12 protein-coding genes and 1 riboswitch are annotated in these 12,252 nt (G+C 56.6%); of the genes, 4 read left to right on the plus strand and 8 right to left on the minus strand.

Annotation, left to right across the window (positions count from 1 at the left end; genetic code table 11):
* Position 1: 1 nt before the first annotated feature.
* From pduJ to pduA, 8 genes are all read right to left on the minus strand, one after another.
* Positions 2 to 277 (minus strand): propanediol utilization microcompartment protein PduJ, encoded by a 276-nt coding sequence (gene pduJ / locus AC2A1E_RS00800; protein ID WP_004090424.1) that lies wholly within the window; start codon positions 275 to 277, stop codon positions 2 to 4.
* Between the two features lie 192 nt (positions 278 to 469).
* Positions 470 to 811 (minus strand): glycerol dehydratase reactivase beta/small subunit family protein, encoded by a 342-nt coding sequence (locus AC2A1E_RS00805; protein ID WP_484382128.1) that lies wholly within the window; start codon positions 809 to 811, stop codon positions 470 to 472.
* Positions 808 to 2,634, minus strand: coding sequence for a diol dehydratase reactivase subunit alpha (locus tag AC2A1E_RS00810; protein WP_484382129.1), 1,827 nt, complete (start codon positions 2,632 to 2,634; stop codon positions 808 to 810). Before AC2A1E_RS00810 ends, AC2A1E_RS00805 begins: the two co-directional genes overlap by 4 nt.
* A gap of 141 nt (positions 2,635 to 2,775) precedes the next feature.
* Complete coding sequence (gene pduE, locus AC2A1E_RS00815; RefSeq protein ID WP_484382130.1) at positions 2,776 to 3,297, minus strand: propanediol dehydratase small subunit PduE; 522 nt, start codon at positions 3,295 to 3,297, stop codon at positions 2,776 to 2,778.
* A gap of 14 nt (positions 3,298 to 3,311) precedes the next feature.
* Positions 3,312 to 3,983 (minus strand): propanediol/glycerol family dehydratase medium subunit, encoded by a 672-nt coding sequence (locus AC2A1E_RS00820; RefSeq protein ID WP_484382234.1) that lies wholly within the window; start codon positions 3,981 to 3,983, stop codon positions 3,312 to 3,314.
* 15 nt (positions 3,984 to 3,998) lie between these two features.
* On the minus strand, positions 3,999 to 5,663 hold the full coding sequence (gene pduC / locus AC2A1E_RS00825; protein WP_484382131.1) for a propanediol dehydratase large subunit PduC: 1,665 nt from the start codon (positions 5,661 to 5,663) through the stop codon (positions 3,999 to 4,001).
* 19 nt (positions 5,664 to 5,682) lie between these two features.
* Positions 5,683 to 6,495 (minus strand): propanediol utilization microcompartment protein PduB, encoded by an 813-nt coding sequence (gene pduB / locus AC2A1E_RS00830; RefSeq protein WP_484382132.1) that lies wholly within the window; start codon positions 6,493 to 6,495, stop codon positions 5,683 to 5,685.
* Positions 6,492 to 6,776 carry a propanediol utilization microcompartment protein PduA gene (pduA, locus tag AC2A1E_RS00835; RefSeq protein ID WP_459398906.1) on the minus strand — a complete coding sequence of 95 codons (285 nt, stop codon included), beginning with the start codon at positions 6,774 to 6,776 and terminating at the stop codon, positions 6,492 to 6,494. Before pduA ends, pduB begins: the two co-directional genes overlap by 4 nt.
* A gap of 508 nt (positions 6,777 to 7,284) precedes the next feature.
* On the opposite strand from pduA, the gene AC2A1E_RS00840 reads away from it, so the two are divergent.
* From AC2A1E_RS00840 to cbiB, 4 genes are all read left to right on the plus strand, one after another.
* The gene (locus AC2A1E_RS00840) at positions 7,285 to 8,094 is read left to right on the plus strand and encodes an MIP/aquaporin family protein (protein ID WP_484382133.1); all 810 of its coding nucleotides are present in this window, start codon (positions 7,285 to 7,287) and stop codon (positions 8,092 to 8,094) included.
* A gap of 242 nt (positions 8,095 to 8,336) precedes the next feature.
* Entirely contained in the window at positions 8,337 to 9,242 is a 906-nt protein-coding gene (gene pocR / locus AC2A1E_RS00845) for a transcriptional regulator PocR (protein WP_484382134.1), read from the plus strand.
* A 279-nt stretch (positions 9,243 to 9,521) separates the two neighbouring features.
* Positions 9,522 to 9,740: riboswitch (cobalamin riboswitch) on the plus strand.
* Between the two features lie 172 nt (positions 9,741 to 9,912).
* Positions 9,913 to 11,295 carry a cobyrinic acid a,c-diamide synthase CobB gene (locus AC2A1E_RS00850; RefSeq protein ID WP_484382135.1) on the plus strand — a complete coding sequence of 461 codons (1,383 nt, stop codon included), beginning with the start codon at positions 9,913 to 9,915 and terminating at the stop codon, positions 11,293 to 11,295.
* Positions 11,292 to 12,248 carry an adenosylcobinamide-phosphate synthase CbiB gene (gene cbiB / locus AC2A1E_RS00855; RefSeq protein WP_484382136.1) on the plus strand — a complete coding sequence of 319 codons (957 nt, stop codon included), beginning with the start codon at positions 11,292 to 11,294 and terminating at the stop codon, positions 12,246 to 12,248. The genes AC2A1E_RS00850 and cbiB overlap by 4 nt, the downstream gene beginning before the upstream one ends.
* The last annotated feature ends 4 nt before the right edge of the window (positions 12,249 to 12,252 follow it).

Here is a 12,252-nt window from a genome sequence, read left to right on the forward strand (position 1 = left end):
TTTAGGCTGAGGTGGGCAGAATGGCTTCCACATCGCTGTGCGGGCGTGGGATCACATGGCAGGATTTCACTTCACCCACCGCGCTGGCGGCGGCTGAACCGGCATCCACCGCTGCCTTGACTGCCCCAACGTCGCCGCGCACCATCACGGTGACCAGCCCGGAACCAATTTTCTCGTAGCCGACCAACTGCACGTTGGCGGATTTCACCATGGCGTCGGCAGCTTCAATGGCCGCGACCAAGCCTTTTGTTTCAACCAGCCCTAATGCGTTATTCATGTTGTTTTCTCCTGTGATATTCACTTTTTATACCCTTCGTCTTTCAAGCCACAGCGTTGTTGGCTGCGTTCACACACCCCAGTCACTTACTTGAGTAAGCTCCTGGGGATGCGCGAACTTGCCGCCTAGCTGCGACTCGAAATCCATTGGGTATACCCTTACATTCTTCAAGCTGTAGCGTTATGACTGCGTTTATTTAAAGGGCAAACCCTTCACCAAACGTGCGGCGTTGTTACCCAAACGCCGCCACTGATCGTCCTCCTGTGGCCCGGCCAGCCGAAACAGCGGCTGATCGGCAGGTAAATTGCGGTAATGCACCACCATCTCGTTGGCGGTGCAGGCCAACCCCACCAGCAACAGAGAGCGGGCGGCGGCCTGCCAGGCGCGTTGCACCACCTCGCCATCGGCGTCCGGCTGCCAACGCCAAGGGATGCCTTCTTCTTCAATGCCGAGCAGCACCTGTTGCCATTGCCGTTCAGTGGCCTCCGGCGCGGCGCTGATCGCAATCGTGGGTGCATCATTGGCGGTAATCATCGTGCAACCTCCCGCTGATAAGAGAGGATCAGGCCGGTGGCGACCGCATTGCGCGGGCCTTCGCAGGCGCGAATGTTGCCGCGCCCGGCCACCAGCTTGTAGTGGGCGAGGGCGTCGGTCACCAGTTGTGGGATTTCAAAGTCCAGCGACGAGCCGCCGACCAGCACCACGAACGGAATATCGCGGATATTGCCGGTTGGGCTGACCTGGCGCAGGGCGCGCAGCGCGTTGGTGACAAATACCCGCTGCTTGGCCGAGCGGCGGATATTGCGCACTTTTTCCAGTGAATACTCGCCGGGCAGCGGCAGCAGATTTTCTGGTTTCACCACCACCAGGCGGGCAAAAACGTCGGCGGGCAGCGGCTGGGGGAAAAACTGCACGCTGCCATCCTCATGGCGCAGGTGGAACAGGCTTTCCACCTTGGCCAGCGGATACTTTTTGATATCTTCAGCCAGATAGCGGTCTTCCAGGCCCAGTTCCGAAGCGATAATCATCGTCACCATGTCTCCGGCACCGGCCAGGTGGGTGGCGATAATTTCGCCTTTCGCGTTGATGATGGAGGCATCCGTTGAACCGGCACCGAGATCGAGGATCGCCAGCGGTGCGCGGGTGCCGGGGGTGGTCATGGCACCGAGGATCGCAGCTTCGGCCTCGGCCCCGCCGACCTGCACGTCGATATGCAGCGTCTGTTCGATCTCACTGGCGATACGCGCCATTTGCAGCCGATCGGACTTCACCATTGAGGCGATGCCCACCGCCTGCTCCAGCGAGAACTCACCGGCCAACCCGCCGGTTACGTTCACTGGCACTGAGGTGTCCACGGCCAGCAGATCCTGAATAAAGATTTCCCTGGTGGGCTTATTCGTCAGTTCTGCCATGGTCTGGCGCACATGTTCCAACATACCGCCAATATTGCTGCCCGCTTCACCGCTAACGTTCTCCATGCGGCGGCAGGCGTTGACGGCGTTCATGATCGCTTCACTGCCTGCGGCAACGTCCACCCGTAAGGTGCGGCCATCGGCTAACAGCTCCAGATGACCTGCGGGTATTGAACGTGCCTTGACGTCGCCTTCCGGGGTTTTGACCACCACCGCTGAACGGGTGCCGATCAGGGCGCGAGCCACCGGGACGATGTTTTTAGTCTCTTCGGCACTGAGTGAGAACACGGTGGCAATGCCATAGGGGTTCGAGAGGGTTTCGATCACCTTGCCCGGCATGGCCACTTCCACCGCCGCCAGCATGCCCATTGGGATGCGGTCGATATGCAGCACTTCGTCAACGATCGGCAACGGGTGTGTAAGGCGGTTGCTCACCAGCACGCCATCGTCACGTTGCATAATCACCGCAGTGATGCGGTAACCGGCTCCGTTGGCGGCGTTAACCACGCTGGCGACATCGGCAAAATCCACCGTTTTCGGCACCACCAGAATGTAGGGCTGGGAGGGATCGCGCGTTACCAGTTCGGCCAGGGTAATGGTGATACCCACCCCGAGCCCCAGTCCGCCGGGGGTTTTCGGGTTGTGGCCGATCATGGTGGATTCGGTGATGATGGTTTCGGTAATGGTCTCCATCGCCACATCGCCAATCACCGGCGTGGCTTCGTTGATGCGGATCAGGCTGATATCACTCAGGGCGATGCCCGCTTTGGCCACCAGCATGTCCAGCGCCTGACGGATGCCAAACATATTGCGCTGGGTGCCCTTGATCCCGGTGGTTTCCGTCAGGGTACTGGTGACGAACTCGAGCCGCCCACCGGCATCACAGCGCGCCAACGCTACTTCCGTTGATGAGTTACCGATATCCACACCTGCTATGTAACGCATGTCCCGCCCTCAGTGTTAACTCTATGCTGGTGGTAACGCCCCCTCTCCCAGTGGGAGAGGGCCGGAATGAGGGGGCGGCTCATGGTGAACTTCCCCTCACCCTAACCCTCTCCCCGAGGGAGAGGGGACTGGTTGCTGGCCTTAATCGTCGCCTTTGAGTTTCTTGCGCTGCACGTACAGCGCCGCTGCTTCGCGGACAAACGCCGCGCAGATTTTGGCGTGGTAGTTTTTCTCCAGATCGTCGGCGATGGCGTTCAGCTCCTCTTTACTGGAACGGAACGGGCGCAGGGCGTTATAGATATCCAGCACCTTGTCATCGGGCACTGCCGTCAGCTCTGCCGCACGCTCAAAGTTCATCGCCAGGCGATCGCGGCCCGCATCGCGGGCGATATCGGCCTGAATGCGCAGGATTTCTGGCGTAATGCGCAAGTCTTGCGGCGTGACGCTGCCGTTGAGCACGTTAGCCAGCGTCAGATCGTCCAACGTTTTGTTGGTGGAGGTTTTCACCCATTCCGGGTGTTTGTTCGCCAGCGGGTAATCAGCCACTTTGGCTTTGCTGCCGTTGCCTGCTGGCGGCGTGGCGGTGGTGACGGTTTGCCCTTGCAAGCTGTTCATTTTGCTCAGGACATCGCGCACCATGGATTCAATAGCTTCGGAATTCATTGTGTTTTCCTTTGTTAAAGCTGCACCCGGAGTTCCTGCGGATTCTTGCCAGTCACCACGTACTTGGTTTCTTTAATGTGCAGAATCGCCGATTTGGCCTGGTATTTTGGCCGTGCCATCTGATCGTTCAGCGTCGGTACCGGCTGTGGTGACTCCCGTTTGGCATAACGGGCGGCGTTTTTACCGATCATCCGGTAAGTTTCCAGCGTCAGCAGCGGTGCCTGCGGGAACAGCTCCAGGTTGGAAAGCGGCGGCAGACCTTGCTGATGGATCACCGTGGTGCCTTTTGACTGAACGCCAATGGCAATGCCGGAACCGCTGAGGCGGTTGCCTTCTACCGCCACAAAAGCGACGTCGGACGATTTAAAGCAGCGGATCACCCGCGCCTTGATGCCTTCTTCTTCGATACCGGCAATCAGTTCGCGCAGGATGTTTTTATGCGGCAGGCCGACGATGTTGACGGTCTGCGAAAGACCAAACGCCGGGCCGACGGCAATGATCACTTCATCCTGGCTGCTGCCGGGCTTGGCTTCACCCACTTCGGTCAGGAAGCTGCTGCCGGGGGCCGTTGCAGGCTGTGCGGCGGCGGGTGCATCCGGTTGGAAGGAGACCGGCTTTTGTTCCACCTGCATTTCCTGCAACACGCCTTCAATAATCTGGCGCAGTAGTTTTTCGTTAATATCCACCATGACGTGAACCCCTTAATCGATCGCGTTAGGATCAAGTGCGTTAGGAATGTTTTTGATCTCTTCCCAGCGTGCGCCTTGCAGCCGGTAACCGGTGGCTGGGCCTGCATAGTCATTGAGGTCATTGACTGCCGAACGCACCTGGTTATTGCCGACGATGATGGCCGACGTGTGCAGGTAATCACCGGCGATCTTGGCTTTCTGGATGTTGAGCATGTCCTGCGCCACATCTTCGAAGCCACCCTGCGCCAGCGCTTTAATCACTTCCAGGCCGGTGCGGTTTTTGCTGATGATCTCTTGGGCAAACTTGATGTCCTCGACGATGTTACGTTCCGGCATATCTTTCGAACCGTGGGCGTAGGTGGCGGCGGTAACCTCTTCATCGGTAATCGGTGGCAGCCCCATACCAGCAAACACCGCTTGCAGTGCGCGCGCCGCCTTGTTACGGATGGCAACCACGTCTTCTTCGCGCACCGGGCGCAGGCCGCCGTCCACTTTCAGGTCGCGTTGCAGCACGTTGTAATCGTCAAAGTCTTCCGCATCTTCGTTGGAACCGGCGAACATGTTGTCGTAGTTCGGCACCGCGGAATAACCGGAGGAGATGAAGTCGGTTCCCGGCAGGAACTGCATCAGCAAGCGCGCAGTGCGGCGCATGTCCGAATGGGTAAAGGTCTGGTCGTTACTGGAGGCGCACTCCAGATCCAGCGCGGAGCAGATCAGGTTTTCGGCCAGAATGGCCCGAATGCCGGAAGGCACGGCGGAAGGCACGCCCACGCAACTGACCGAACCGTTTTGCAGCCCCTGAACCCCGGCGGCTTTGGTGATGTAAATGCAGCGGGCTTCCAGGTAGAGCATGGATTTACCTTCCGCATAGCCCATCTGCACTTCGGAGCCGGAGCCGGAGGTAAAGCGCATTTTCAACCCGCGTGAGGCGTAGGACGAGGCCAGGAAGCCTTTCGACCACGGGGTGTCATCACCGTCGGTAAACACCGGTTCGGTGCCGTACACCGAGATGGTTTCGGCATAGCAGGTGTGGCCCAGCATGCCGAGTTTCAGTTCGGTGGCTTCTTCCAGCGAGCATTGGGTCAGCACACCAGGGCGGCCAATCTGCGAGCCAACCAGCAGCGCGATGGCGTTGAACGGCGCATAGCGGGCGACTGCGACGGTGGTTTCCTGCTCATCGAAGCCACGGAAGGCACCTTCTGCGGCGTCGGCGGCGATCTGCACCGGGTTGTCTTTCACGTTAGTGACGTGGGCCTGCTGTGACGGAGTACGACGCGCGCGCATTTTCTGCATCGACATCATCATTTCCACCACGTTCATGTGCGACACCACTTCGACGATCTTCGCCGGGGTCATGGCGGTGGTCAGCGGTACAATGCTGGCGCGGGAGACGTTGGGATCGCACAGCATATTGGCCAGCTTCACCGAATCCATCGCCATCACTTCTTCCGCACGCGCCAGATTGATGCCGTAGCGGGCAATAAAGTGGTCGATCAGGTCAAACTCGCTCTGCGGTTTGCCGTCCAGTTCGGTGATCACTCCGCCGACGATTTTGATCGACGGTTTGGGATCGTTGGGGCTTTCCATGGCGATAAAGCCTTCCTCGATCCACTCTTTGACAAAACCGTCCTGGTTGACCGGGCGTTTTGCCAATGCTTCAAATCTTTTCGATTTCATGAAACAGCCTCACTTGGCATCAGATATAAGAAGGGCGGTCGTTTTTCGGTTCGGCACCCAGCGTAGCCAGAACGGTTTTGCCAATCTCACGGGCGGAAATCACCGCCTGACGCACCGCGCCGGAGTCACCGGAGATCACCAGAATCACTTCGTTGCTGTAGCTGGTGCCCTGTGCCGGTGAGCTGTAGGCCACCACGTCAACGTTGGCGGATTTCACCGCCGTATCGGCCATCAGCACGCCGACGGCGGCCGGAGCGCCGACGATCACCCCGCAAGAGCGGCCCACCGGTGCGCCAAAGGCTTTTTCCAGCGCGTAGCTGGCACGGGCGGTGTATTGCAGCTCGATATGACCGGCTTCATTGGCGTAAACGTCGCCGAAGGTGCGATCCAGCTCTTTCAGCGCCACTTCCACCGCGCGTTTCACGTCGGAAACGTCGTTGCCGCCGAAGACGATCAGTGAGCCGTGGCCCGCGCCGCCTTTGGTATCGCGCGGCAGTTCGATGCTCACCACTTCGGTATTGGTGGCCTTGACGGCTTCATCCGCCGCCATGATGTGCGGGCCAGCGCCGGTGCGGGCACCGAGAATGCCGATCGAGCGATAGCTCTTTTCCAGCTTCATGGCGCTCAGCAGGGCGCTATCGACGTTAGCGATAACCAGACCCACCGTGTCGCCAATGGCGGTCCCGACGAACTCCGTTAAACTGCAGTTTTTTTCTGCCATAACCGTATCTCGTGTTGTGTGCGTGAGTGGTGAGGAAGCAGCCGGGGTGTGCTCGCTGACTTTGGCTATCACCTGGGCCATGATTTTGTCGACCAGGTCATGGCTGCTCATTGGCTATTTCCCTTCGGTAAGAATTTTTCCACGTCGGTATGTGGGCGTGGGATGACGTGAGTGGCTTTGACTTCACCCACCCGGGCGGCGGCAGAGGCACCGGCATCGGTTGCCGCTTTCACTGCGCCCACGTCGCCGCGGACGATGACGGTCACCAGGCCAGAGCCAATTTTCTCGTAACCCACCAGCACCACGTTGGCAGACTTCACCATGGTGTCGGCGGCTTCGATGGCGGCGGCTAACCCTTTGGTTTCCACCATTCCTAATGCTTCTTGTTGCATAAACACCTCTGTCAGGACTGTGATGCAGCGAATATACAAATAAGCAACGAAAAAGAATGGCTGACTTAAATCTTTTGCGGAGAATGGTTGGTGATTGGATAATAAAAACCGGATATGGGAATGGGCTATCTTGCTGTTTTTATGATGATTTAATAATTATTGAATTTAACAAAAATTAGCTTTTCAAATTTCTGTTTTCATCTGAAATTTTATTATTAGCGTCAGAGAGTGAAAATTGAGAGCTGGATAGCAATAACGGAAGAAGGGTAGAACAAGAAAGTGTTATTTTGGCTTTAAATAAAATCCTATCTATTACCCTGAGAATAAATGATTTTTCAAATTATCAATAACAATAATCTCTTATTGCCAAGCAAGTTTTTCCCTCGCCGTTGAGCTATTGCAACAACACTTTCGTTTGCCCGCTCCCTATAGTAGTTCGCAGTATTGCTGTTGCCCGGGAGCCAGCTGATGTGGGCTGATTCCTCATCCAATCACGCAGGGGAAGGTTATGAATGATTCACTGAAAGCGCAATGTATTGCCGAGTTTCTCGGCACCGGGCTGTTTGTTTTTTTCGGTGCCGGGTGCCTTTGTGCAGCGAAGTTGGCCGGAGCTAATTTTGGCCTGTGGGAAATCTGCATCGTCTGGGGGCTGGGGATTTCTCTGGCGGTGTATCTGACGGCGGGGATTTCCGGTGGGCACCTGAACCCGGCGATCACTATCGCCATGTGGCTGTTTGCCTGTTTCCCGCGCGGCAAAGTGCTGGGGTACTGCGTTTCGCAGATCGCCGGTGCTTTCTGCGGCGCGGCGCTGGTCTACGCCCTCTACCACAATCTGTTTGCCGAAACCGAAGCGGCGAAAAATATGGTACGCGGCAGCCTGGAAAGCCTGCAACTGGCCAGCATTTTCAGCACTTATCCAAACCCTACCATCAGTGTGCTACAGGCATCCCTGGTTGAAATCGTTATTACCGCCATTCTGATGTGCCTGGTAATGGCACTGACCGATGACGGCAACGGCGTGCCGCGCGGGCCACTGGCACCTTTATTGATTGGTATTCTGGTGGCGGTAATCGGCGCTTCGATGGGCCCGTTGACCGGGTTTGCCATGAACCCGGCGCGTGACTTTGGGCCGAAGCTGTTCGCGTTCTTTGCTGGCTGGGGCAAAGTGGCCATGACCGGCGGGCGCGATATTCCTTATTTCATTGTGCCGATCGTCGCTCCGGTGATTGGTGCCTGCCTGGGGGCTGCGGGTTACCGCTATTTAATTGGCAAAAACCTGCCGTGCAATGCCTGCCAATTAGAAGAGGAAAAAATCTGATTTTGAGTCTCCTCACTCCAAAATTGGGGTGAGGAGGATTTTTGTGATCTGTTTGGGTTAATCAATTAAAATAGATTTCGAGTTTTTTATTAGTCTGATAGGCTTAAGCGCTGGCTTTTAATACGATTAGCGAATCTTATCTTTTAATTTTACCCACAGGAGATAAAAGCAAAAAATAACAAACCGATAACAGCAGGGACAGGTTGTCACAATAAATAAAACTTCACTTAGGGAGGGCTATAATGATTTCTGCCAGTTTACTTAACTCAGAACTCATCAATAAAATTGCCCAAGACTTTGCTCAGGCTACGGGATTAGCCGTCGTGGTTGTGAACATTCACGGTGAGGAAATCTCCGATCTGTTCAATTTCACCTCATTTTGCCAGATGATGCGCCAGGATCCCGTCAATCATCTCCGTTGCCGCATGAGCGACCGCTGTGGGGGCCTTGAAGCCTCAAAATCCAATGAACCCTGTATCTATCGTTGCCATGCGGGCTTGACGGATTTCTCTATCCCGCTGGTGATTGCCGGCCATTTGGTGGGGTTTGTGCTGTGCGGGCAGGTCAGGCTGCAACAGGAGGTTGGGCTGATTGATATCCTCAGCGTTGATGACTGCTGGCAAAAGGATCCGGCGCTGCTGGATGAGTTCCATAATGTGCAAGTGATGGAGTATTCACGGGTGATTGCCTCGGCGGATCTGCTGAAGCTGATCGTGGAAAACTGCCTGAAAAAGCATCTGAACTTTGTGGTAATCAAAGATAATAATGAGGCGAAAGAACAGGCTAAGGCGCGCCAGCCCAATCCGCATGAAGCGAAAATGAAAAAGGCGCTGCGCTATATTGATGCTCATCTTTCTGAAGAGTTACGTCTTGAAGACGTGGCGGCCAAGGTGTATCTCAGCCCTTACTATTTCAGCAAGTTATTTAAAAAATATCAGGGCGTTGGCTTCAACGTGTGGATAAATCAGCAGCGCATGGCCAATGCCAGGGAAATGTTACAGCACAGTGACTGGAGTATCGCCAGCATTGCGAAAAACCTGGGTTTCTCGCAAACCAGCTATTTCTGCAAGGTATTCCGCCAGACTTATAATGTGACGCCGCAGGCATTCCGCTCGCTGGCGATTGAACAGCACAATTTGGTGGAGTAACACACGGCGCTATTGAGCGGCGGCGGCAGATAACAATATTTTGTTATTTATAGAATCTTAAAATAAGCCTGAATCTCTTGCTGCAACAGTCATCGCCATTATCAGAGAGCAATATTTTACTATCCTATGACCACATTTTTTTCGCAAAAGAATAAACTGAACATTTTTTTATTAATTAGCTGACGTATATTAATTATTATCAGTAAGACATTCTATAGAGAAAACATTTAATGCTATCGCAATGTTAATAAATTGATAGATTAAATGAGTTAGGTAAAAGAATTATTATCGCCAACTGGATAACTCACAATCTGAATAAATTGTGACTGGGAAGGGGGTGTTATTCCCCCGCAGCCCCCGCTGCTGTGATGCTGACGATTCCACCGTATAGCCAAAGTATTTTGTAAGGCGCTGGTTATGCCACTGATCTTAGGATTGGGAAGGTGGTGGATGAGGATGAAGCTAAGCCAGAAGACCGGCCAGTTGGTTTACCCCCTGCGTACTTGAAGTGGCAAAGGTGCTAGCTGCCTACCTGCAACGCCAAGTTCTTTGGGGCTAGCATTCAACTCCTTCGGAGGGAAGCGGGTTGTCACTAGATACGTGCAGCGTTGGCGCTGCGCGAGCGTATCTTTTCGACACCGAATCCCGACCGAGTGGCCGGGATTTTTTTATGCAGCTAACAGGCAAAAGGGCTTTTCTGATCGCAGGCACCGGCAGCGGCTGTGGCAAAACCACGCTGACGCTCGGCATCCTGCGGGCGCTGCAACAGCGCGGTCTGCGCGTGCAGCCGTTCAAGGTCGGCCCCGACTATCTGGATACCGGCTGGCACCGTGCCGTTTCTGGCGTGGCTTCGCGCAATCTGGATGCTTTTATGCTGCCAGCGGCCACCCTCAACGGCCTGTATAACCAGCATCTGCGCCACGCCGATGTGGCGGTGATCGAAGGCGTGATGGGGCTGTATGACGGCTATGGCATCGACCCCAATTATTGCAGCAGCGCGGCGCTGGCCAAGCAGCTAGATTGCCCGGTGATCCTGCTGGTGGATGGCAAAGCGGTATCCACCTCGGTGGCGGCAACCGTGCTGGGTTTCCGCCAGTTTGATCCGGCACTGAAACTGGCCGGGGTGATCGTCAACCGGGTGAATTCAGACCAGCATTACCAACTGATTCGTCAGGCCATCGAACGCTACTGCGCCGTGCCGGTGTTAGGGCGCTTGCCGGTGCTGGCGGAGGTGGCGTTACCGTCGCGCCATCTGGGGCTGGTTGCTGCACAAGAAAGCGCTGGCAACGATCCCTGCTGGCAGCGGCTGGCGCAGCAGGTTGAAGCCCATATCGATCTCGATCGCTTGCTGGCGCTGACTCTCTCGACCCATCAACCGGCCGGACAGCCCCCGGCATTACCCGCGCCTGAACTGGCGGCAGGCTTAACCCTGGCCTTGGCTGAAGACGACGCCTTTAACTTCTACTACCCGGATAACCTCGATCTGCTGGAGCAGGCGGGGGTGCGCATCCAGCGTTTCAGCCCGTTGCACGATCGCCAGTTGCCGGATTGCCAGATGATCTACCTTGGTGGCGGCTACCCGGAGGTGCATGCGGCACAGCTGGCGGCCAACCCGCAGATGCACGCTGCGTTGCAGGCAGCGCATCGGCGGCACATTCCGATCTATGCCGAATGCGGTGGCCTGATGTATCTCGGCCAGGGGCTGACCGACTGCGCCGGGCAGCGCCACCGGATGAGCGGCATTTTGCCGGGGGAAAGCCGTATGGGGGATCGCCTGACGCGCTTTGGCTATTGCCAGTGGCAAGCCCGTACCGACACCTTGCTGGCTGCCAAAGGGGAAACCCTGCGCGGCCACGAGTTTCACTATTCTGATTTTTCCAGCCCGCTGACGCCGGTATTTGACTGCGCCAAATGGCGCGACGGCGTTGCGGTGCAGCGCTGGCAGGGGGGATATCAACTTGGCCGTACTCAGGCCAGCTATCTGCATATTCACTTCGCACAGCGCCCCGGCCTGTTGGATCGCTGGCTGACGGCGGCCAGGAGCGTGCTATGACGCTGGCGGCCTGGTTGGTGGCTTTTCTGCTCGACCGCCTGCTGGGCGATCCGCCGCACTGGCCGCACCCGGTGCGCTGGATCGGTAACCTGATTCATGTGCTGCAACGCCTGATCCGTCGCGTTTGCCACAGCGAAAGGGCGCTCAGGATCGGCGGCGGGTTGCTGTGGCTGGCGGTGGTGGGGCTGGTGTGGTTGCTCAGTTGGGGATTTTTAACGCTGCTAATGCAGATCCACCCCTGGCTCGGCTGGCTGGCCGAAGTGTGGCTGATCTACACCCTGCTGGCTGCGCGCTGCCTGGAGGATGCGGCGATGGAAGTGCATCACGCGCTGAAATATGCCGGGCTGGAAGAGAGCCGCCGCAGGCTGTCGTGGATTGTCGGGCGCGATACGTCGCAACTGGAAGCCCCGCAAATCACCCGGGCGGTGGTGGAGACGGTGGCAGAAAACAGCGTGGACGGCGTGATTGCACCGCTGTTTTTCCTGCTGCTCGGCGGCGCGCCGCTGGCGATGGCCTACAAAGCGGTCAATACCCTCGATTCAATGGTCGGTTACAAAACGCCGCAATACCGCGCCATCGGCTATGTATCGGCTCGGATGGACGATCTCGCTAATTGGTTACCGGCCCGGCTGAGCTGGCTGCTGCTGAGTGTTGCCGCTTGGCTGGCAGGGCTGAACTATCGCCGCGCGTTGCGTATTGGCTGGCGCGATCGTTATCAGCATTCCAGCCCGAACTGTGCCTGGCCAGAGGCAACGGTGGCGGGAGCATTAGGTATCCGCTTGGGTGGGCCGAATGATTACTTTGGCCAGCGGGTAGAAAAGCCCTGGATCGGTGACGGCCAGCGGGAAGTGGCGTTGATGGATATCCCCCGCAGCATTCAATTGATGAAGAGCGCCGCGTTGCTGGCGCTGCTGCTGTTTGCCCTGCTGCGCCTGCTTTGGGTTGGCGCTTAGAGAA

This window comes from Serratia sp. HNCC26DJ206 (assembly GCF_057180605.1).